21 protein-coding genes and 2 tRNA genes are annotated in these 22,201 nt (G+C 44.6%); 11 read left to right on the top strand and 12 right to left on the bottom strand.

Annotated features, from left to right (window positions below):
• Nucleotides 1–35 precede the first annotated feature (35 nt).
• Nucleotides 36–1,544 (top strand): N-acetylglucosamine-specific PTS transporter subunit IIBC, encoded by a 1,509-nt coding sequence (nagE, locus tag ACZGCQ_RS15165; protein ID WP_029340789.1) that lies wholly within the window; start codon nt 36–38, stop codon nt 1,542–1,544.
• Nucleotides 1,545–1,567: 23 nt separating this feature from the next.
• Here the strand turns inward: nagE and ACZGCQ_RS15170 are convergent, their stop codons facing one another.
• The 4 genes from ACZGCQ_RS15170 to yhfH form a co-directional block, all read right to left on the bottom strand.
• Nucleotides 1,568–2,470: an EamA family transporter gene (locus ACZGCQ_RS15170; protein WP_481266752.1), complete on the bottom strand. Its 903-nt coding sequence runs from the start codon at nt 2,468–2,470 to the stop codon at nt 1,568–1,570.
• Nucleotides 2,471–2,570: 100 nt separating this feature from the next.
• Nucleotides 2,571–3,212, bottom strand: a complete 642-nt coding sequence (locus ACZGCQ_RS15175; RefSeq protein WP_481266753.1) for a YkyA family protein — start codon at nt 3,210–3,212, stop codon at nt 2,571–2,573.
• 15 nt (nt 3,213–3,227) lie between these two features.
• Nucleotides 3,228–4,073 carry a polysaccharide deacetylase family protein gene (locus ACZGCQ_RS15180; protein ID WP_481266754.1) on the bottom strand — a complete coding sequence of 282 codons (846 nt, stop codon included), beginning with the start codon at nt 4,071–4,073 and terminating at the stop codon, nt 3,228–3,230.
• Nucleotides 4,074–4,265: 192 nt separating this feature from the next.
• Entirely contained in the window at nt 4,266–4,412 is a 147-nt protein-coding gene (gene yhfH, locus ACZGCQ_RS15185) for a protein YhfH (protein ID WP_064505459.1), read from the bottom strand.
• Nucleotides 4,413–4,596: 184 nt separating this feature from the next.
• On the opposite strand from yhfH, the gene ACZGCQ_RS15190 reads away from it, so the two are divergent.
• Nucleotides 4,597–5,223, top strand: a complete 627-nt coding sequence (locus ACZGCQ_RS15190; RefSeq protein WP_481266755.1) for a nitroreductase family protein — start codon at nt 4,597–4,599, stop codon at nt 5,221–5,223.
• A gap of 142 nt (nt 5,224–5,365) precedes the next feature.
• Nucleotides 5,366–5,438: transfer RNA gene (locus ACZGCQ_RS15195), tRNA-Val, on the top strand.
• 46 nt (nt 5,439–5,484) lie between these two features.
• Here the strand turns inward: ACZGCQ_RS15195 and ACZGCQ_RS15200 are convergent.
• On the bottom strand, nt 5,485–6,045 hold the full coding sequence (locus ACZGCQ_RS15200) for a YdhK family protein (protein WP_058703727.1): 561 nt from the start codon (nt 6,043–6,045) through the stop codon (nt 5,485–5,487).
• A gap of 146 nt (nt 6,046–6,191) precedes the next feature.
• On the opposite strand from ACZGCQ_RS15200, the gene ACZGCQ_RS15205 reads away from it, so the two are divergent.
• From ACZGCQ_RS15205 to ACZGCQ_RS15215, 3 genes are read left to right on the top strand one after another with little or no spacing between them, the layout of a single operon-like run.
• A complete protein-coding gene (locus ACZGCQ_RS15205) occupies nt 6,192–7,541 on the top strand; it encodes a sensor histidine kinase (protein WP_481266756.1) in 1,350 nt (449 codons plus the stop codon).
• A gap of 1 nt (nt 7,542) precedes the next feature.
• Nucleotides 7,543–8,193: a response regulator transcription factor gene (locus ACZGCQ_RS15210; protein WP_481266757.1), complete on the top strand. Its 651-nt coding sequence runs from the start codon at nt 7,543–7,545 to the stop codon at nt 8,191–8,193.
• A gap of 16 nt (nt 8,194–8,209) precedes the next feature.
• The gene (locus ACZGCQ_RS15215; protein ID WP_481266758.1) at nt 8,210–8,776 is read left to right on the top strand and encodes a histidine phosphatase family protein; all 567 of its coding nucleotides are present in this window, start codon (nt 8,210–8,212) and stop codon (nt 8,774–8,776) included.
• 58 nt (nt 8,777–8,834) lie between these two features.
• Here ACZGCQ_RS15215 and ACZGCQ_RS15220 read toward each other — a convergent pair whose 3' ends face one another.
• On the bottom strand, nt 8,835–10,322 hold the full coding sequence (locus tag ACZGCQ_RS15220; RefSeq protein ID WP_238238822.1) for a phytoene desaturase family protein: 1,488 nt from the start codon (nt 10,320–10,322) through the stop codon (nt 8,835–8,837).
• A 16-nt stretch (nt 10,323–10,338) separates the two neighbouring features.
• Nucleotides 10,339–10,884 (bottom strand): methyltransferase family protein, encoded by a 546-nt coding sequence (locus tag ACZGCQ_RS15225; RefSeq protein WP_023467151.1) that lies wholly within the window; start codon nt 10,882–10,884, stop codon nt 10,339–10,341.
• A gap of 216 nt (nt 10,885–11,100) precedes the next feature.
• Here ACZGCQ_RS15225 and ACZGCQ_RS15230 point away from each other — a divergent pair, with 216 nt between their 5' ends.
• Together ACZGCQ_RS15230 and ACZGCQ_RS15235 are read left to right on the top strand one after the other, a co-directional pair.
• Nucleotides 11,101–11,928, top strand: coding sequence for a M15 family metallopeptidase (locus tag ACZGCQ_RS15230; protein ID WP_069940310.1), 828 nt, complete (start codon nt 11,101–11,103; stop codon nt 11,926–11,928).
• A gap of 65 nt (nt 11,929–11,993) precedes the next feature.
• Complete coding sequence (locus tag ACZGCQ_RS15235) at nt 11,994–12,470, top strand: hypothetical protein (protein WP_481266759.1); 477 nt, start codon at nt 11,994–11,996, stop codon at nt 12,468–12,470.
• 62 nt (nt 12,471–12,532) lie between these two features.
• Here ACZGCQ_RS15235 and ACZGCQ_RS15240 read toward each other — a convergent pair whose 3' ends face one another.
• A complete protein-coding gene (locus ACZGCQ_RS15240) occupies nt 12,533–15,664 on the bottom strand; it encodes an efflux RND transporter permease subunit (protein ID WP_214809118.1) in 3,132 nt (1,043 codons plus the stop codon).
• Between the two features lie 186 nt (nt 15,665–15,850).
• On the opposite strand from ACZGCQ_RS15240, the gene ACZGCQ_RS15245 reads away from it, so the two are divergent.
• Nucleotides 15,851–15,923, top strand: a tRNA-Val gene (locus ACZGCQ_RS15245).
• A gap of 96 nt (nt 15,924–16,019) precedes the next feature.
• Here ACZGCQ_RS15245 and ACZGCQ_RS15250 read toward each other — a convergent pair.
• Nucleotides 16,020–17,042: a PTS sugar transporter subunit IIC gene (locus tag ACZGCQ_RS15250; RefSeq protein ID WP_029340800.1), complete on the bottom strand. Its 1,023-nt coding sequence runs from the start codon at nt 17,040–17,042 to the stop codon at nt 16,020–16,022.
• Nucleotides 17,043–17,403: 361 nt separating this feature from the next.
• Between ACZGCQ_RS15250 and ACZGCQ_RS15255 the strand changes: the two genes are divergently transcribed.
• On the top strand, nt 17,404–18,138 hold the full coding sequence (locus ACZGCQ_RS15255) for a metallophosphoesterase family protein (protein WP_481266760.1): 735 nt from the start codon (nt 17,404–17,406) through the stop codon (nt 18,136–18,138).
• Nucleotides 18,139–18,173: 35 nt separating this feature from the next.
• Here ACZGCQ_RS15255 and ACZGCQ_RS15260 read toward each other — a convergent pair whose 3' ends face one another.
• Entirely contained in the window at nt 18,174–18,452 is a 279-nt protein-coding gene (locus tag ACZGCQ_RS15260; protein WP_481266761.1) for a hypothetical protein, read from the bottom strand.
• A 125-nt stretch (nt 18,453–18,577) separates the two neighbouring features.
• On the opposite strand from ACZGCQ_RS15260, the gene ACZGCQ_RS15265 reads away from it, so the two are divergent.
• Nucleotides 18,578–19,213: a sterol desaturase family protein gene (locus tag ACZGCQ_RS15265; protein WP_481266762.1), complete on the top strand. Its 636-nt coding sequence runs from the start codon at nt 18,578–18,580 to the stop codon at nt 19,211–19,213.
• Nucleotides 19,214–19,229: 16 nt separating this feature from the next.
• Here ACZGCQ_RS15265 and ACZGCQ_RS15270 read toward each other — a convergent pair whose 3' ends face one another.
• Both ACZGCQ_RS15270 and ACZGCQ_RS15275 read right to left on the bottom strand, forming a co-directional pair.
• Nucleotides 19,230–19,784 carry a TetR/AcrR family transcriptional regulator gene (locus ACZGCQ_RS15270; RefSeq protein WP_029340803.1) on the bottom strand — a complete coding sequence of 185 codons (555 nt, stop codon included), beginning with the start codon at nt 19,782–19,784 and terminating at the stop codon, nt 19,230–19,232.
• On the bottom strand, nt 19,771–22,089 hold the full coding sequence (locus ACZGCQ_RS15275) for a YhgE/Pip family protein (protein WP_481266763.1): 2,319 nt from the start codon (nt 22,087–22,089) through the stop codon (nt 19,771–19,773). The genes ACZGCQ_RS15270 and ACZGCQ_RS15275 overlap by 14 nt, the downstream gene beginning before the upstream one ends.
• Between the last annotated feature and the right edge of the window lie 112 nt (nt 22,090–22,201).

The following is a 22,201-nucleotide window of genomic DNA, read 5'->3' on the forward strand; positions in this document are numbered from 1 at the left end:
GTCATTATCGTTTTATTCAGGAAAGGGTGAAAGGTATGTTGCAGTTTCTACAACGAATTGGTAAAGCCTTGATGCTACCAATCGCAGTATTACCGGCTGCGGGGATCGTGCTCCGGTTAGGTTCGGCGGATATGCTAGATATTCCGTTGATGGTAGCAGCAGGAGGGGCTATTTTTGATAACCTTCCATTAATATTTGCCATCGGTGTCGCCATTGGTCTATCGATCGATGCAAGTGGGGCAGCGGGTCTTGCTGGAGCCATTGGGTATCTCGTCTTAAAGAACGGCGTTGACTCGATGAACAAGGAGTATTCCAGTGCACAGATTCAAGCAAAATATGATGCGATTGCCGCAATCGTCAATGATTCCTCGACCAAGGTCGACGGAGCGACACTTGGTTCGATCGCGAATCAGGCGACACTCGGATCGACCGTTAATATGGCGGTATTCGGTGGAATCATCGCGGGTATCGTCGCAGGACTTCTATACAATCGGTTCTACAACATTAAGTTACCGGATTGGTTAGCATTCTTCGGTGGTCGTCGTTTCGTTCCAATCATTACATCAGCGGTCATGCTCGTACTTGCTTTCATTTTTGGTTATGTCTGGCCGTTCATCGAGCAAGGCATCAACGGTGCTGGTGAATGGATGGTTGGTCTTGGTGCAGGAGGCGCTGCTCTGTTTGGATTCTTTAACCGTCTCTTGATTCCTGTCGGCTTACACCACGTCTTGAATAATATTTTCTGGTTCGTCTTCGGTTCATATGAAAAAGCAGATGGTACAGTCGCGAATGGCGACATCGCACGCTTCTTCGCTGGAGATCCGACAGCTGGGATTTATCAAGCGGGCTTCTTCCCAATTATGATGTTTGCCTTACCGGCTGCAGCTTTTGCGATTGTCATGGCTGCGCGTAAAGAAAATCGAAAAGCAGTTGCTGGAGCGATGATTGGTCTTGGACTGACGTCCTTCTTGACAGGGATCACGGAACCAATCGAGTTCTCGTTTATGTTCTTATCACCTGTTTTATATGTCATTCATGCAGTTTTAACAGGTCTATCGATGGCCATCGTTAACTTACTCGGTATTTTACATGGCTTCTCCTTCTCGGCTGGTTTCATTGATTATGCCTTGAACTTCGGGATTGCCACAAAACCATTACTTCTCATCCCGGTTGGTCTCGCGTTCGCGGTCGTCTATTACTTCCTATTCTACTTCATGATCACGAAATTTGATCTGAAGACACCAGGTCGCGAAGATGAATCGCTCGTCACAGACACGGGAGTCGTTCTGACAGACTCAGACGATAAATATGAACAACAAGCAGCTCAAATTTTTGCCGGATTGAAAGGAACAGACAACGTCACGTCGATTGATAACTGTGCGACACGCTTACGTCTCCAAGTCAAGGATCCAAGTATCATTGATGAAGCAGCGATTAAAGCGGCTGGAGCAAAAGGTGTCATGAAGATGGGTGCGACAAGTGTTCAAATCATCATCGGCACAGATGTTGAATTCGTTGCGGATGCGATGAAGCGACAGAAGTAAAGAAAAAACGACCTTTCCTGAGCTTAGGAAAGGTCGTTTTGCTGTACGTTCGCAACAGGTGCTGTTTTGCTTGACCGATAGATCGGATAAAAGATTCCAATCAAGATGATGACGATTCCAATCCATTGAGAGCTCATCAGATGTTCACCTAAAATCAATACAGAACAGATGACTGCTGTCGGTAATTCTGCCGCACCCAGTAAAGAGACGCTGGCTGGAGACAAATGAGGCGCACCCGCAGCAAATAAGAGTGGTGGCAAAATCAGCGCGAATAGACCGAGTGGAATTGCATACAGAAGAAGACCGTTTTCGAAATTCGCAGAAGACAAGAACGTCGTCGGTGGATACATGATCATGACGAAAGCAAGACCACCTGTCATCATATAGAAGCTTTTCTTTATGACGGGTAGATGATTGGCAACGCGTCCACTGGCGAGTAGGAAAATCGAGAAACTAACAGCCGCTCCAAGACCGAATAATGTTCCACGCAGGTCGAGTGGGCTCGAGTAAGCAGCACTCGCGAGAATGGCTCCACCAATCAGTAGAATCGCAGACAGGAAGTGTGCGCGAGATGGTAAACGTTTGAATGCGAGAGCATCAATGATGACACCAATCCAAGTGAATTGGAATAAGAGAATGATCGCAACGGATGCCGATACGGTCTGAAGACTTTGGTAATAGAGATAACCGGTTGTACCGCTTGAAATGCCAATCAGCATGAGAATACCAGCTGTTTTGAGATCGAGACGAAGGTTTTTCGTAAATAAGGCAAGTCCGAAAATCATGAGCCAGCCGAAGAAAAATTGGCTACCTGAAACGGCTGCTGAGTTGAATCCAGCGGCATAAGCGAGTTTGACGATCGTTGAGAGGACACCATAACTGATAGCGCCGATGAGAACGAATAAAGTTGCTTTTGAGCGATGCATGAATAAATTCCCTCCATTTTTAGTAAAAACCACGCAAAAAAGGTTGCAACGGGGCCTTGTCCAGGTTTTTTGGACAGGGTTTGGTTGCAACCTGTGTGATTTATTGAGTTGATGTGTCGAGCAAACGATACAGCCGGGTTTTCGTTTGATTATATTGAACGGTCAGCGCATTCCACTTCTTTAATGACGCGGTAGCTTTCCGTGTTAAACGATTTAAATCCGCTGTTGACTCATCAATCTTAACGAAATCCGGTTTTTTCGTCAAGCGTGAAAGCACTTTCTTTTCAGCGTCCATCGCTTGTCGATAAGTTTTCGAGAACGTTTGAAACGTCTGCTGGCGTTCCTTGATGATTGCCACTAAGGCAGTTCCTTCTGTTTTTGCTTTACCATCAAGCTTGTTGACAGCATCCTTCAATTCTTCAAGATCGAGTGTAGCGTACATTTCTTTACGTAACGTGTCTTCTTGTTTTAATAGAGCAAGCCGTTCGTCATTTAAGGCTTCTAATTCCTCTCGTTCATTTTGAGAGCGTTTGATTTCTTCAGCACCTGCATCAAGAACGGCTTGGTACGTATTAACTGAAATTTCGTCCTTACGAGCACGTTGATCAGCTAGCGTGAATGCCTTCTCTTCACCTTCGACTTGTTGCTCTAGTTGTTCATGAAGAGAAGCTGGTGAATCGTTGGAGCAGGCAGCGAGTCCGAAGCTCGACAGGAACAATACTGCTACGAATGATTTTTTCATCTGGATAGTAACTCCTTATAAATTTGAGTGTTGCGCGAAGTTGTACGGAATATGGAAATCTTCATCATAAATCGCGAATTGATAGCCTTTTTTTTGAAGTCCGGCAACAATGGCTGGAAGTGCTTTAATGGCTTGTGGTTGTTCATGTAAGAGTATGATTTCAAACGGACGCTCTGCTCGCCGAATGACCGTATTTGCTACTTCTTTTGCACTATCTTTGTAATACCAGTCCATTGAATCGATCGACCAATCCCACACACGAAAGTCTGCTGAATGAATGGCAGATGCCATTTTTTTCGTGATGCCTGGATCAGAGCCATAAGGTGGTCGTGTCAAATGTGGTGTTAGCTTCGTCAACTCATGGATTTTCTTCTGAACACTTTGCATCTCTGAGACATACTTTCCTTTTTCGTACAATGTATCGTAATCATGCGTTTCCCCGTGTAATCCGATATAGTGTCCAGCTTTAGCAGCAGCTTTGACTTCTTGCGGAAAAGCCTCTACTTGTGATCCGAGATAAAAGAAAGTGGCACGAGTCTGAAGTTGATCCAATGTTCGAAGTAAGTCCGGTGTTAATGCAGATGGACCATCTTCGAATGTTAAATAGGCGACTTTTTTCGTTACACCATTCCATTTTTCCACGCGTGCTTTTTCCATATTGACGACAGGTACTTCAGTAATGGATTTACCTGTCGTAATGGATTGTTGCTCAGGAGTAAAAACGTATCGGTAAGCGACATATCCTCCAACTCCGAGAAAGACAAGTGTGAGAAGTAAGAAAAAACGTGGGAAAAATTTTCTTTTTTTTGTACGCGGTCGTGGACCGAGTTCGTTAGCGTGGCTTGAGGTAAATGGATCCATCGTTGTCTGTCGCTCCTTTTGTCAAAAAATATCATATACAGATAATGTAACATTCTGACTGTTTCTTTTGTAACAAACAGATGACAAAAAGATGACGATAAATCGATTTTCCTAAAAAACATCGGTTTATTTAGAAACAGTTTGCAAGAAATAAAAAAACAACCACTAATTAAGTGATTGTTTCATGTGTTATTAGTGTTCTGTTACAGCACACTCATCGCATTCCGTTTGATAGGATTCACATTGTTCATCCATCTCTTTTCCGCAATGGGCACACGTCTTGACGGGAAGTTCACGATAGAATGCAGCAGATGCTTCTTGGTAAAGGGGTTGTTCCATGTGTTTTTCCTCCTTCAAAGTATACGCAATGATTTTTATCTTGTTTTCATTGTATTAGTACAGAAGTGTAAAGTCAACAATTGTTTTATAACAGTAAAGGCGTTTGAAGTACTGATAGAGGACAATGAAAAAGAGACATGCTACGATATCTAAGTAATCTGATAATGATAAGGGGGATTTATACATGACACAGGCAACACTTGATACAATGCGTGTCTTAACAGAAAGACGTTCCGTTCGCCATTACGACGAAACGTTCAAGCTTTCAAAACAGGAAGTGGAAGAACTATTAGAATGGACGACAGCGGCGCCGAGTGCTTGGAATCTGCAACACTGGCATTTCACGGTCTTTCATTCGGAAGAAGCGAAGCAGCAACTTGCACCGATTGCTTATAATCAGCCGGCCATCACTTCGGCTTCAGCAGTCATTGCAATCTTAGGTGATCTTCAAGCTAATCGAAACTACAATCCGGTTTATGGTCCGGCAGTAGAAGCAGGTGGCATGACAGAGGATTTGTTCGATTCGATCAAGGCACAAGTAGAGGGCGCTTATCAAAGTGAAGCATACGGTCGCGACGCGGCAATGTCGAATGCGAGTCTTGCTGCGATGCAATTGATGCTTGCGGCAGAAGCACGTGGATTATCAACACTCGCAATGGGCGGATTTGATCATCAACGTTTTGCGGAAACGTTCATCACCGAGTCACGGTATGTACCGGTCATGTTAATTGCTGTTGGTAAAGCGGTCGAAGATGCGAAAAAACGTCCCGCACTACGTTTACCGATCGATCAAGTATCAACATTCCTGTAAGTCATTCAAAATGGAGGAAGTGGGGTTCAATTCCTCCATTTTAATTTTTTTTTTATTTTTTTTCGGAAAAAGACTTGTCAGCCTTTTAGTTTCTTGATATATTAATACATGTCCTAGCAAGTACATAACGTACTGCAAACATGATTCTGTAGCTCAGCTGGGAGAGCGCTACCTTGACAGGGTAGAGGTCGCTGGTTCGAGCCCAGTCAGAATCATACCGAAAGCCCGCTTCTCCTTTATAGGAAAAGCGGGCTTTTTTTATTATTTCTTTATCTCATCCTCTGTGACCCATTTATGATTTTTCACCATCTCTCCACCGTCCGTTGGTTCATAGTTCACCATATAGACAGTCGTTTCTTTTACTTCATCAATCGTCGCTTTAGCTCCATCCATACCTTTCATATGATCCGCTTTGACAGTCGTTTCATCACCAACTTGCAGTGGCTTAGTTGGAACTGGATCGAGTTCTTCTTGAATGACCCATTTATGATTTTTCACCATCTTTCCACCATTGGTCGGTTTGTAACTGATCGCATAGACGACGGTGTCATAAGCACCCGCAATCGTTGCTTTAGCTCCGTCCATACCGTCCATATGATCCGTCGTCAACGTGACGTTGCTTCCTTTCGGATAAGTCGGATCACTGGCTTCCTTTAAACCGGATGGTAGCTTTCCGTCGCTCGAATGCATCATATCTCCATGTGACATATCATGTGAGTCACTATTACTTCCATCGTTATTGGCGTTATTGGCGGATCCACATGCACCGAGCCAAAGCGTAGAACTAAGAGCAAGTACGGTTAACGTCAATGATTTTTTCATATTAAATCCCTCCTGAAGTCGCTAGTCTTCTTTACTATACCCAGCGTATGTGCAAATCGTGTGCAGATAAGGTGACAGTTTCGTTTGCCTGCGTCTATCGCGTTTTTTTTCGCTATACTAAAGTGGAGAGAAAAGGAGGAAACGTCATGCGTCGTATTTCATACTCGGTCGGAGGAATCGTGCTTGCGGCATTTTTAATTTGTGGCAGTGTGTTGTTTGCGACGTTGTATTATCAGTTGTCTCAAACACGAACGCAGGAAGTAGTGGACGGTTTACTGAACCGAGGAAATACCCATCGTGATGTCCTTGTCGATTCCTATGACCAAACGACGATGCGCCATGTCAGCATGATGGAAGCAGATTCATCGTTTACTGTGGTGATCACTGATGCAGATGGAAAACAACTCGAAGCGTCACGACCTTTGTCGAATGAGATGAAAAGTGTGCTAGAGCATACGGATTTTGATTACCGTCAACAAGGAAAAATCGTGACGATGCGTGACTTTTTAATGACGGACAGCCCCATCACCATCGATGGGGAACATCGTGGTCATGTCTTCATGTTCGCTTCTAAAGCAATTGTGGATCACGTACTTGATCCGTTGAAACAGCAATTTTTTCAAGTGGGTCTGCTCGCACTTTTATTGGCAGGTGCGGCAAGCATTTGGGCGACCCGACTCATCTCTCGTCCGTTGATTCAAATGGAAAAAGCGACGGCACGTCTATTGGATGGGGAAGGTGGAGAGTTGCCGATTGATCGACAAGACGAACTGGGACAATTGGCGCGTTCAATTCAGCAATTAAAACAGGATCTCGATTTTTTGAATCGGGAACGATCCGAATTTTTAGCAAGCGTATCTCATGAACTACGCACACCATTGACATATATAAAGGGATACGCGGATATTCTCGAACGCCAAACGTTGACGCCGGATGAGCAACAACGCTACATTACGATCATTCGAGAAGAAAGTCAGCAAATGAATGAATGGATTGAGCAATTATTTTGGCTAGCACGTATTGATGCCAATGCTTTTATGATGGAACGAAAACCTGTTGATGTCGAAGACTTGATTCATCAAGTGATACGATTGATGCGTCCAGACATCGAACAAGAAAATGTTTCGTTCGAGATAGAAGGTGAGCGATTAGAAGTGATGGGTGACGCTCAGCAGCTCCGTCAGATGATCGTGAATATCATTGAAAATGCACGTCGACATACGACGTCGGGAAAAATCATCGTTCGTTATGGTGTCAACGCAGTAGGGGCTTTCATTCAAATCGAAGATACAGGAGAAGGGATCGCTGCAGAATCTTTACCTCATGTAACGAAACGGCTCTACCGAACGGAAGCATCTCGTTCTCGAAAACATGGAGGAACTGGAATCGGACTCTCCATCGTTGAAGCAATTGCACGGACACATGGAGCAGAATTGAACATCAAGAGTCAACTTGGACATGGAACACAAGTGACACTGCAGTGGAAGGAGAAATAAAATGCCGCATGTATTGATCGTAGATGATGAACCGAGAATGCTTGAACTGCTCAAACTGTATATTCAGCCGTATGGGTACACGTGTCAGCTTGTGGATTCTGCGCAGCAAGCTCTTGATCTCTGCCGTCAGCACGTATTCGACCTGATTTTACTAGATGTCATGATGCCGGATATGGATGGCTGGACATGTTGTCGTCTCATTCGAGAACACTCTAACACCCCAATCTTGATGGTTACGGCTCGGAATCAGCGGGAAGACATCATTCGGACACGGGAAGTGGGGGCGAATGATTACGTATCAAAACCGATTCAAGAAGGGGAACTGATCGGGCGAATGGAAGTTTTATTACAGCAACGGTATGATGGACTATTCTATGACCGGGAAGGCTATCGTTGTAGTTACCTCCAACAAAAGATTTTATTAACGAAGACAGAGTTTGAATTGTTAGGTGTATTGTTAGATTCTCCACGACGTGTTTGGACGCGCGATCAACTAACGACGATGTTATGGGGAGCGGAAGCGTCTGTAGACGAGCGGACAATCGACTCGCATATCAGACATTTAAGGGAAAAACTACGGGTTTGCGGTTTTCCGATTGAACAGCATCTGGAAACAGTTCGCGGAATCGGATACCGCTGGACACACCAATAAAGGGGAAATTCAAGCCATGACGACACTTTATTTTGTACGGCACGCACATTCGACATACTCACCAGATGAGCGAACACGTCCACTTTCGGATACAGGACAAGCAGATGCGAGACGTTTACTTGAAACATTTCAAGGAATTCCAATCGACAGATTCTACAGTAGCCCGTATCGACGGGCGATTGAGACGGTTGCACCGCTCGCAGAGGCACGTCGAAAACCAATCATTGAGGTAGAGGAACTACGAGAGCGATTATTAGCACCGGAAGCGCTTGACGATTTTCAAGCAGCTGTCACGTATGTATGGCAACATCCGAACGAAAATCCGTACGGAGGCGAAACGAACAAAGAAGCGTCGCAACGCATTCGGCAATTCATCGACGAACTAGTGGAGAAGCATCCTGACGAAACAGTCGTTCTTGGAACACACGGAAACATCATGGTGTTACTCTTAGAAACATTTGATCCGACGTTTAATCACGCATTTTGGAAATCCTTACCGATGCCAGCCGTGTGTCGAATGGATGTGAGAGCAGGAGAACAGGCGGACATTCATGTCGTACCACTTTTAACGAATACAAAGTAAAAAAGAGACGGAACTGATGAGTGCATCAGCTTCCGTCTCTTTTGTAATTAAAGAAATCTTAAGGCGTAGGAACAGCACCTTCATGTTTTCGAATCAAGTCTGCTGTTAATTGACCGGACAAGGTGACCATTGGTACACCGCCGCCTGGGTGTGTCGAACCACCGACGAAATAAAGTCCTTCGTACAAGTCGCTCTTCGATGGAATCTTGAATCCACCATTTTTCTTCCGATCGGCTGCGACACCATAAATCGATCCGCCGTTTGGACCGTATAATTCTTTTAAATCTTCTGGAGTGAAGCGATATTCGAACTCGATCGATTCACGCAAACCGTGAAGTCCCATCCGCTCCAATTTATCGAGAACGACTTCACGATACGCATCCCAGTCGACCTCACCTTTTTGAAGTGTGAGCGGTGGAACGTGTGTCAAGACGAATAAGTTATCCTTCCCTTCAGGAGCTTGGGAGGCGTCGGATTTTGATGAGACACCGACATAGATCGTCGGATCCTCAGGAGGTGTTCCTTCTTTGAACATTTGGGCGAATTCACGCTCCGGATTTTCCGAGAAAAAGAAATTATGATGCGCGAGTCCACTGTATTCACGATTTACACCGAGTAGTAATACGAGTCCAGAGACGGACGGGGCAAACGATGCCTGTAATTTCTTAGCCTGTTTCCGGGCTTTCTTCTCCGGTACGATCCGTTCGTAAGTTGGAATGACCTCGAGGTTTGAGACAACGATGTCGGCTGCATGGAAGGTTCCGTTCGATAGAACGCCGACCGCTTTTTTATTTTCAAGGACGATTTGTTCAACGGGTGAGTTGAGATGAACCGTGACACGGAGCTCATCAAGCAAACGTTTCATGGCACGCGCGATTTGGTACATCCCACCTTTGACATAATAGATGCCGAGACCCATTTGTACGTAAATCATCTGATTGAAGACAGCAGGTGCCTGATAAGGGTTGGAACCGACATACATGACCATGTAGTTGAACAGCTGTTCGAGATACGGATCATTGAGGTGTTTCTTTGTTCCGGTCGCGACCGTATTCATCGGGTCCATCTTTAATAAATCAGACATTGTATGGTATTTTTTTAAGTCCTTTAAATCTTCGAGACTGTATTTATAAAAACTGTCGAGGCACAAGTCGTACATTTGTTTGGAATACCGGAACAATTCAACGAAATCAGCTCGTGACGAGACTTGTTCGACTTCTTCAAGCATTCCAGGTAAGTCACCTTTGACATCGATTTTTGTTCCATCCTCAAAGAATGTACGCCATTGTGGTTCAATGCGCTCGATTTCTAAGTAATCATCTAAGTTCCGATGAACGCTTGAGAAGAGTTGTTCGAGTACCCAAGGCATCGTTAAGATGGAAGGACCGGTATCGAAAGTAAATCCCTTTCCACTACGTTGATTCAGTTTCCCGCCGACGTTTGCATTCTTTTCAAGCATCGTGACTGCATAACCATCTCCAGCCAAACGAATGGCGGCAGACATACCAGCAAGACCTGCTCCAATGACAATTGCGCGTTTCTTCAAATGAATCACTTCTCCTTTAGTAGATGAATGGAATCAATCGTTTTCGTTTCGCAGCCCATACCGTATAGGCAGGTCCAAAACCTTTCGTTAACATCGCTTCCTCGATTCGAATCCGGTAGAGCAAGAAAATGAACATCAGAAGTCCAGAGAGAATGAAAAGTCCGAACTGACCGGTGAACAAGGGGAAGCTCATCGTAATCAACAACAATCCACTATATAACGGGTGACGTAAAAAGCGATAGGGACCGCTACTGACGAGCTGATCACCAGACGCCACGACGACATGACGAGTGAATTGTTGCTTTAAGTGGAGAATTCCCCATAGACGTAAGGAAACACCACACCATAACAAAATGCATGAAGAGATGCGCATGACAGAAGAAACGGTTTCATTCGCAAAGAGGAAAGCGCAGACGATCGTTCCGCTTAGGACAAGGAAAATCAAATAAAAACTAACTTGTTCTGCTGCGCCTGACTTAGACTCGGAGCGATTCCGGAAACGAATCATCTCACCAATCCAGCAGATACTACCAATACTGAAAATCCATTCCCAAAGTGACACGTACGCTACTCCTTTCTACATCAGAATCATGTTTCGAAAACGCATACATCATTATTTACCCATTGTAATTCGTCCTTAAGCTACATTTAGAAAACTTCAGAAATACTTCATTTTCATGACAAGCATTCCGAAAGAACCCTGTTTGAAAAAAAGAATGGTATTCTAATCTAAAATATGGATGCAGATTAGAACATGCATAAAGGAGATAAATGATTCATGAAATACATCACGACACTCATCACGACGTTGACATTAACAGCGGTCTGTACATCAGTGTATATACCAACGGTCGAAGCATCGACTTCTACTTATCGACAAGCAAAGACATCCCTTCATTTGCGTAAAGGAGCATCGATTGATCAACCGAGTCTTGCCGTCATTCCGACGGGGATCTATGTGACGGAACTGTCGAAAGTCGGTACGTGGTCAAAAGTACAATATGGTACGAAGATTGGGTATGCGAGTACGAAGTATCTACTGACGGATGAACAAATCGGTGGAAAACGGATCGGTAAGACCCTCATCGCGAATAAGAACTTAGCGCTCCGCTCGACGTACGCCCCGGGTGAGAATCAACAAGCAAGAGCAGCGTTTGAGAAAATGCGTATAGCGGCTAAAAAAGAGGGAATTACGCTCGTTGCGTTTAGTACATATCGCTCTTATGCCTATCAAAAAACGTTATTTGATAAATATGTTGCGCGTGATGGATATGAGAAGGCGAGTACGTATAGTGCGGAACCTGGAAAAAGTGAACACCAGACTGGTCTTGCGTTTGATATCGGAGGCGCTGATTCAACAAAATACGCCACGTTTAGCTTTTCAAAAACAAAAGAGGCAAAATGGTTGTTTGCGAATGCTCACCGCTATGGCTTCCATCTCCGCTATCCATCGGGCAAAGAATCTTGGACGGGTTATACGTATGAGAGCTGGCACTATCGGTACGTCGGAGCAACGCTTGCCGCTCGCCTAAAAGTCAGTGGACTAACAATGGAAGAGTATTTCCATCTCGCACCATGGAAACCAGTAAAGGTTTCGACTTCTTAAAAATATGGTAAATAGAGGATGTTGACTTAGTCGGTTATTCGTCTCAGGTGAAAGAGGTGGAACGAATGGCAAAAAAAGATGCGAAACATCACATCATGACGTTTACGTTCAAAGAAGAAGCGACATCCTATCAAGTGTTCAGTGAATTGAAGAAATATCATGCGCGAGGTCAAGTCGATTTCGAACAGATTGCCGTCATCAAGCGAAATGAGAATGGTGCTTTTTCGTTTGAAGATGCTGTAGACCTAAGTGGATCGAATCGCGCCGTCAAAGGGTCGTTAATTGGAATGGCGGTTGGTATTTTAGGAGGCACATTCGGCATCTTACTTGGTTCGATGACGGGTATGCTAATTGGTGGATCGAAAGACATGAAGGAAAATCAAGAAATCCAAGAAACATTCAAACGAACACTCGGTGTCATTCCGCCTGGACAAACAGGGATCATCGCGATTGGTGAAGAGTTTGAGCCATCCGTCCTCGACGGATTAGTGGCGCAACATGATGGTACGTTGGAACGAACGGATGAACAGTTAGAATCGTAAGGTCTTATAGAATGAAAAGGAGCCTATCGCTTGGATCGCGATAGGCTCCTTTTCATGTGCATTTACTTAGTCGTACGTTCTTTTTTTGCTTTTTTGAAGAAGAACAATTCATAGACGACAGGAACGATGATAAGTGTTAACAACGTAGAGGTCGTTAATCCACCGATGACCGTCAAGGCAAGACCTTTTGAGATCAATGTTCCTGAAGAAGTGGTTAATGCGAGTGGTACCAATGCCATGATTGTTGCAAATGCGGTCATCAGGATTGGGCGTAATCGCGTTTTACCAGCTTCAATCAATGATTCGCGAATCGGCATACCACGTCCGACGTTTTGACCGATGCGGTCTACGAGAACGATTGCGTTCGTGGTGACGATTCCGATCAACATCAGGAAGCCGATCATGACACTGACAGACAATGGTTCATTCGCAAGGAAGAGCGTGACGAGTGAACCGATCGGAACAAAGATCAGAGAAGACAAGATGATGAATGGAATCCGAGCTTTTCCGAACGTAATCAACATTGTCAGGTAAACAAGTCCGATTGCAACGACGATCGCAATTCCAAGTGATTGGAAGATTTCAACCGTATCGTCATTTCCGCCACCACTTGTCAGTGAGACACCGTCTGGTAAATCGATTTTTTCGACGTCAGCTTTTACGGCATTCGATACGTTTTGAACGTCGTCTCCTTTGACTTGTCCAGATACGCGAGCATATACTTTTCCATCGAGCTTCTGAATCGATGTGAAGGTCTCGACTTCATTGACGTTCGCGACATCTTTCAAAGCGACAGGACCGTTTGCTGAGAAGAGTTGGACGTCTTCGAGATCTTCTTTCGAGACGAGACCTTCTTCATAAGATAATTGTACGTCTTGATCCTTATTGTCGAGATTGAGTGTTCCGACCGTAACAGGCTTCGTTTGATCGTTGACGGTACCGAGAATCTGGAAACCAGATAGTCCGCGATCACTTGCTTTCTCAGGATCGATTTCTACGAGATACTGCTTTTGTTTTTCGCTGAAGTTGTTCGTGATATATTTCAAATCATTATTTTTCGACATGTTATCCTCGACGAGTTTTGCCGCCTCTTGAAGAGCTTCGAGGTCGTTCGAGAACAAGTCGACATCGACATTGTTATTCGATGGAGGACCACCTGTTGATAGTTCAGCCACACTGATTTTGACATCGACGTTTTCATCTTGAGCGATGTCTTCCATCTGTGTCTCAAGTGATTTGATCGTTTTCTCGACGTTTACGCCGTCTTTTAGATTCAAGAAATAACTTGCTTTATTATCGAGACGTAAGCCTGTCGTGAAGTCACGTGCTCCGACAGAAGTCGTCACGTCAGCAATGGCTTGTTCTTTGTCGAACATTTTTTCCATCTCAAACGAGACGTCACTTGTTTTTTCAAGTGATGTAGCAGCAGGAAGTTCAAGCGATGCCGTCAAGGTCTTCGATGCTTCGTTCGGAATGAACGTAAAGCCGAGACGCGGTACGATCGCCAAAGAACCACCGAGAAGGACAAACGATACGACCAAGATGATTGCCTTGTGCGAGAGTGATTTTTCAATCAGCTTGCCATACCAACGTTGAAGAGCACCTTCTTTTTCTTCCGCTGGTACCTTCTTGAATGCAAACTTCGCGAGAATCGGTACGATCGTAATCGCAACGAGTAGTGAAGCAAGTAATGAGAAAATAATCGTCAAAGCGAACGGTAAGAAGAACTTACCAGTAATCCCACCGACAAATCCAATCGGTAGGAAGACGACGACGGTCGTCAGCGTCGATGACGTGATTGCTTTTAGAATCTCTTTTGTCGATTGTTCGATGATCTCATCCGTCATACCGGATTCGGATTTTCGGACGCGCCGGAAGATGTTCTCGATGACAACGATACTATCATCGACGACACGACCGACTGCAACAGCCATCCCACCAAGTGTCATGATGTTCAGGGATATATCTTGCCAGTTCAAGAAGATCGCTGCGATGAGTAATGATAATGGAATCGAGACGATGGCGATGATCGTCGCACGGAGGTTCCGTAAGAATAAGAGTACAGCGAGTGATGCGAAGAGTGCACCCAGTAATCCTTCTTTGACGAGTGTCGCAACGGATTCCTCGATATCCTTCGCTGAATCAATCCCAATCGTATAGTCGACTTGATCATCATATTTATTGAGGATCTTCGTGACTTCATCTGCGATTTCGACCGTATTGGCATCTTGTTTTTTCGTGATTGCCATCGATAAGGAATCTTTTAAGTCGTAACGTGTTTTTTCACTTTGTTGCGAGACTGCTTCGATTTTTGCGATATCCTCTAGGCGAATCGGCTCTGCAGGTTCAGCCGTCTGATCTGCAGCTGCTCCACCTGTTGTACTTGGTGGTCCTTGTGTTGCATCTTGTGGTGGACCGCCTGCAGATGACTGACCGTTACTTGCTGAACTAGCTGCACCTGCAGCAGGTGTCAATTGGAGATTTTTTAGTTTATCTAGATTTTCTAGTTTTTCTTCAACGCGAATCGGAATTTTCGAATCGTTTTCTGATAGCTGACCTGATGGGAACGAGACATACTTTCCATTGATTTGTTCCTTGATGCTTGAGAGCGAGAGACCCGCTTCCGTCGCTTTTTCCTTATCGACGGTGATTTGAACGAGATCATCCTTATAGCCACCAACCGACACGCTGTTGATGCCTGGAATCTTATTAAGTTCAGGTTCGATATCTTCCTTTAGAATTTTCTCGATGTCTTTACCATCCTTGCTAAAGAAGGAGATATTATAGATCGGGAACGATCCAAAGGACAGACGATTTAATTTCGTCGTTGCTTCCTCCGGTAGATTCGCATCTTGGATGGCAGCATCGATTTGTTGTTCGACCTTATCCATATCAGTATCGAACGGGAATTCGATGTTTAAGATACCGATACTTTCATAAGAAGAACTTGTTAGCTTGGTAGCCCCTTCAATTCCTTTAAGCGAAGTTTCAAGCTTTGAGACGACTTGTTTATCGACATCGTCAGGTGATGCACCAGGGTAAACCGCTTCGATTGAAATCTGAGGAAACTCGATTTCCGGGAACTGATCGACTTTTAATTGTGAGAAGGAATACACGCCTCCTAAAATCAATAGGATTGCAATGATGAAGACAGCAACCGAGTTCTTCAAACTAAATCGGGTTAAGAAGTTCATATGAACGCTCCTTTCTTTTTATATGTGCTTATTTACATAGTAGAGGACACTCATAGAACCCGCAACTTTAAAACTGTTTTTATTTAAAAAGATCATTTTGAAAAAAGATAATTTTTTTTGTTAAAAAGGCTTTACACTTTTCGATATGCTGCTATAATAAAAACATACCCAGTAACAACACAGCATGATTCTGTAGCTCAGCTGGGAGAGCGCTACCTTGACAGGGTAGAGGTCGCTGGTTCGAGCCCAGTCAGAATCATACCGAAATCGTTCCTTTTCGAAGGAACGATTTTTTTGCGTTAAAAAAACTATTCCCGAAATCAATCAGGAATAGTTGGAAGGGTGGTAAAATGTTTTATTGAATTTCGAGATGAAGATCGCCGCGCTTCGTCCACCCTGCGACAGTCGTCAATCGATAGAAGACGAGCGTCAAGACACCAGGTAGAACGACACCAGTCAAGAAGAAGACAAGGAACGCTTGAGGGCCTTGATTGACGAAGATATTGAGTGGGGCAATCATCGAATTGAGTCCAAGTCCTGCGAGTTCATACGGTACTTTCAAAGAGAGAAGAAGCGTCGCGACAGGAGCTGAAATCATCGCTGCGAGAAACGGTGCAACGACAAGACGTGGATTTTTAACGATATTCGGGAATTGTACTTTAGGTGTTACAAAGAATGAAGCAATCAAACCACCTGGATCCGTCTGACGATATGCCATCAACGTAAAGCCGACGAATTGAGCGGAACAGCCAATGAGTGCAGCGGCACTCGCTACAGGATCAAGTTGCAAAGCGATAGCGAGTGCAGCGGACGAAGCAGGAGACATCAATAAGACACTAAAGATGAGTGCAATAACAAGAGATGTAGCAATAGGAGAAGACTCGACTGAAGCTGTGATCATGGCACTGAATTTTGTAAGGAGTGGTGTCGTGACGGCAGCAGCACCGATTCCGGTCACACCGCCAGCAAGGACAGCGCTCATTGGGATGACCATCATGTCAAATTTCGTTTTTCCAGTCATGCGTTTTCCGACGTATACAGCGACAGCAGCCGCGAGTAATGCACTGATCGGCTGACCGGGTACAAGAACGAGTCCAGAAGCAGTCGATTGAAGGGCGGCACCACCGATCGTCGCTGCGATCATCGCGCTGAACAGCACAAGTGTGTTTCCTCCGAGCTGAAAGGCAATACCGGCACCAAGCGCGGGAGCGAGTAGTACTTTTGCGACACCACCAATCGTCAGTAACATTTGGATATGTAGAAGATTTCCGAGTGTCTCAATCAGAAGTCCGACACCAAGTGTTACAAGAACGGCATTTGCCATTCCAGCTGATACTTTTACCATTCGATCCATCGCATATTCTTTCAACGTTGTCATCCTCTCTCTATCTATCTCTATTTTTTGCCATGAAAAAAGCCTATCCGTTTTTGGGATAGGCGCCACTCATTCTGTGCGGGCGCCTCATTCGATGCATCGAAAGAAGGGCCCAAAAATCATTTCCGCTTCATCATCGGAAAAGTTTTCAGTCCCTCATGCATAGAATAATCAGTCGTCCGGCTTGGTTAAATGGCTGTTGCGTCGGAATCATTCGATCGTGCCCCTCTCTGTGAATTTTTCTAAGCCTAACATGCTCTTGATCAATAATCAATATTTTCTGACAATTTATTTTTCCTGAAATCTGACAGGAATTCACGATATCATCGGGAAATCCTAATGTACCAACAATGGAGGCGTTTACATGAAAGTTATGCTTTTTACAGATATTCACGGCAATGCATCAGCTTTGCGTGCTGTATTGTCCCATCTTGATCAACAAACAGATATCGATGCCGCTTATTGTCTCGGTGATCTTGTCGGTATTGGACCAGAGCATAATGAGGTCATTGATTTATTAAGACAACGGTCTGATATCCAGACGATTTCTGGAAATCATGATGAATGTGTCCTTGCTTTAATCCATGGGGAGACCTATCCCGATAGTTACCGACATGCTAAAGAGCACCATCAATGGATCGCGGATACGTTGACGCAAGAGAATCAAAAGTATTTGGAGCACTTACCACGTATCTTAAATGTTACGCATCAGGAACAAACGATGCACCTGACGCACTATGCTTACGCCGACCAGACGAAGAAGATTGGTGAAGAGCCATTAAAGCAAGCAGTGGATGGAACGAAAGAAAGCTTATCCGTCCTGTTTGCTGGAAGTGAGGCACGGATCATTGGTTTCGGTCATCATCATCCAGCGCAACAAGTCGAGACAGAGCAAACGCTCTTTATTAATCCAGGTGCACTTGGATGTCAGGAAACAGCTGTTGCTCCAGTAGCAATTATCGATTGGGAGAAGGACCAAGTCCGTTCAGAAATCCTGAAGATTTCATATGATGATCGACCATTTCTAGATGTGCTCAATACGACGGAAATGCCGGAACGTGAGTTGATGCGCCGCCTCTTCTTCGGTAGTAGGACATGAAAAAACCTTCATGAAATGTTCATGAAGGAATTCAATCAAGACGATAGTTTTGTCATGACCGAGATAAGACACACGACAATCAGTAACACGATACCAATGTTTCGTTTCAATGGATGGCGTGACCAGTAAAAGAATAGCGCAAGGACAGGGGCCACAAAAAAGGCAACGATGAGACTAATTAATGTTGCAAGAAATAATACAAATATCCAAAGTTTGCTCGTTATCCGGTATACCTGCCACACGTCGTAAAGCGACATGAGTGTATAAGCGAGCAACACAAAGATGATTCCGGTCGATAAACTCAAAGTAATCATCACTCCATTCTCTATTTAGTATAAAGGAGGGAGCGAGAATGATTATACGACTTGAAGTAAAAAACGTGACGAATCGATGAACGTACGATGATATGCTGTAACGAAAGAGGAAGGGGAAGGCACCTATGTCAAATATCTATCGTCGTTTTTTTCTGTTTCCGGATATTTTGATCATGCTCGTATTACTGATTGCGATCAGTAGTTATGTCTTTGCTCAGCCATTTCATTGGTCGATTTTACTGTTCTTTTGTCTTGGACTGATCATCTTTAGTTTCAGTGAATACCTGACCCATCGCTTTTTGTTTCATTTGCCACCACCTAAGAATGCGTTCGGACGAAAGCTGTTGAAGCGACTTCACTACGATCATCATGCGCATCCGAATGAACTGCATCTGTTGTTTTTGCCCGTCTGGTATTCCTTGCCGAATCTTAGTTTCTTTGCGGCTCTGACCTATCTTCTGACGCAATCGGTCGTCTCGACAGCCGCAGCTGCAAGTGGATTGATCGTCATGTTACTCGTTTACGAGTGGAAACATTACGTGGCACACGTTCCACTGAAACCGAGAACACGTTTTGGAAAATGGATGAAAAAGACGCATCTATTACATCATTTCAAAAATGAACATTATTGGTTTGGTGTATCCAATCCGGTGGGAGATTGGTTGTTTGGTACTTTGAAGGATGAAAAAACAGTTACTTCTAGTCAAACAGCACGAAATTTAGAAAAGAATCGAGAATATGAAAAACCGCCGATCAGCTGACCGGCGGTTTTTCAATTCATAAAATGCGTAACATGGCACGACGAATCGTATCTAATTCTAAAGGTCGAGCAATCAATGGCCATTCGGCAATTAGCGCAATGTACGTCCGGAAAATCAGAAAGGCTGTGACATCGACTGGTACATCACGATCATCTTGTCCAAGGCGAGTCTCAAGTAGCGTTTTGAGATATTCGACGACATGTCGTTCGATACGTGTCCGTAGTTCCTGCATCTCTTGTAATTTTAAGTTGCGTGTTTCTTCGATGATTTGAAGAATGAACAAATGTTGTTGCTGATGATAGACGATAGCGTCGATCATTGCTTGCTTATTTTCTTCTACCGTCGCATGTTCGACGTAAGCGCGTTCTGCTTCTTCTTTCATTTCTTGCAGCACACGTGTTACGAGCGATTCGAACAGGTTGAGTTTACTTTCAAACAGTTGGTAGACAGTCGGTTTTCCGACATGAGCGCGTCGGGCGACACGCTCGATCGTCGTACCTTTATAACCAAGTTCAGAAAAGCAAGCCATCGCTGAGTCTAGTATCAGTGTTTCTTTATCAGACTGTGTCATGTTGTTTTGGTCTCACTTTCGTTGAGAGTAAAATTCGCTTGGCTCCGAGCCCTCCAACGAAGCTGATGATCAACGCGACGACTAAGATGGTCGCAAGGACTTGACTGTTTGAGATGAGGGCGTCTGTCACACCAAGTCCAAGCGCTTCACGGAATCCGCCGACTGAATACGTCATTGGTAAGAACGTATGGATGGCTTGGAAGAAGCTTGGCGTCATCTCGACTGGGAACGTACCACCACTGCCACCGATTTGAAGCAGAAGTAGTAGGAAAGCAAGGAACTGTCCGACGCGACCGAGTAGCATCGCGAGCGTGAACAGAATCGTAATGAACGTCATACCTGTTAAGGCAGCAAATCCGTAGAGCGCAGGAACACTCGCGACATCAGCATCGAGGACATAAACGATGGCTGTAGCCGCTGCGACACCTTGCAACGCTCCAATCGGTAAGATGAGTGATAATTTACCGACAAGGAAGCGCCATGTCAGACTTTCACCATGTTCCGGACGGATCTGATAGACAGACGAGAACATCAAGGCACCTGCGAATAAGGCGATACTAAGGATATAAGCTGATAAACCAGAACCGTAGTTGTTGACCGTCGAATAGTCATGTTCTTTTAAGACGACGGGTTCTGCTAGCATGTTATCCCGTTCTTTCGTCGGTTTGACGGTCGCATCTTTCGCCCCTTTACTGAGCTCGTCCTTCAATGTTTTAGCCCCGTCTTCAAGTTTGGTATTGGCATCCGCGATTTTTGAAGCCCCATCGGTCGTTTTGCCGATTCCATCTGTAATCGTAGTTGAACCAGATGCCAATTGTCCTAACCCGCTAGTCAACGCGCTAGCCCCAGCTTGAAGTTGATGTGTGCCATCTGACAGTTGGTTCGCACCGTCAGCTAGTTGGGCGCCACCGGTTGCGGCTTTGTGCACACCGGCAGTGTACTGACCGAGTTTTTCATTGAATGTCTGTTGACCGCTTGCTAATTGTTGTGCGCCAGACTCAACTTGTTTCGCACCATCGACGATCTTCAATTGTCCAGCGTTCAGTTGCGAGACAGCTGACTCGACTTGTTGACCCCCTGCAGCGAGTTGACCAATCTTCTTCGTCGCGTCCGTTGCTTGAGCAAGACTTTGATCAATCGCGCCTTCTTGGGCAGCAAGATTTTGGACATTTTCTTCTAATGAACTGATAGAGCCGAGCAATGTTTGTTTTTCTTCGTCTGATAACTGTTCAGAAGTAGAGATGACTTCTTTTAGTTGAGCGACGTTCGCCTCAAGAGCTTCGCGACGGGCGCGTAAGTCCTGTTTCGCCTTTTCAGCATCTTGATTGAGTTGTGTTAAAAAAGCGTTCGCAGCTTGTGCTTTTTCATCCAGTTGATTTAATCCGTCCGTCAATTGAGGGATTTTTTCGTTGAGCTGAGCCGTACCTGCAGCGAGTTGTTCTGCCCCTTGACGGACTTGTGTCGAGCCACCGCTGAGTTTTGTTGCCCCGTCTTCTAGTTGCGCGGCACCTGCCTGTAATTTTCCGCCGTTTTCATCAAGTGTGTTCAACCCAGAAGATAACTCACCCGTTTTTTGAGCGAAGAGGGCAGTTTTTTCGTCGAGTGTCGTTGCCCCGTCACTGAGTTTTTTAGAACCTTGATTTGCTTCTCCGAGTTTCTCGGACAGTGTCAGACTGCCGTCTGCGAGCTTTCCAAGATTCGTTGCCAGTGTTTTGGCACCATCCGCTGTTTTATGGTTGCCATCTTCTAGTTTAGAAGAACCGTCCGATGCCTTTTCCATACCGTTTGCGATTTTCTTCAACGCACCGAAGATCGCACTACTGTATTGTTTCGTCACGGATTTTCGAATCTTTTCGTTTAATTGTTTTGCAGCCGTACTCGAAATTTGTGTCCCCGAGTAGTTTTTGGCTGGATTCAAGTAATACTCCAACTCAATCTTCTTCGGATGATCATCGAGTAGTGTTGTTGCATTTTTAGAGAAGTTCTTCGGGATGACGACCGTCATATAGATTTTACCGTCACGTAGTTCTTTTTCGGCTTTGTCCTTAGATAAGAACTGCCAATCAAAATCATCATTTTTTTTGAGTTTGTCAACGAATTGATCCCCGATGTCGACTTTCTCTCCTTTAAACTTCGTCGCCTTGTCTTCGTTGACGATAGCGACCTTGATATCTTCTGTTTGACCGTATGGGTCCCAGAATGCAGATAAGAAGATGGAGTTGTAAAGAAACGGTACGAGGATGAGGGCGAGAATGACGACAATCATCATCGGACTCTTCAATTTCTTCCATTCTGAGCGAAACATAAATACAAATCCCCTTTCTAAAACTCAAAACTAATTTGAGTTTTAGGTTTTGATGAAATTTACTTTACTCTCTTCCTTATAAAAAAGCAATCGATAATTCCAATTTCACATA

Source organism: Exiguobacterium sp. HSB13, from assembly GCF_056764755.1.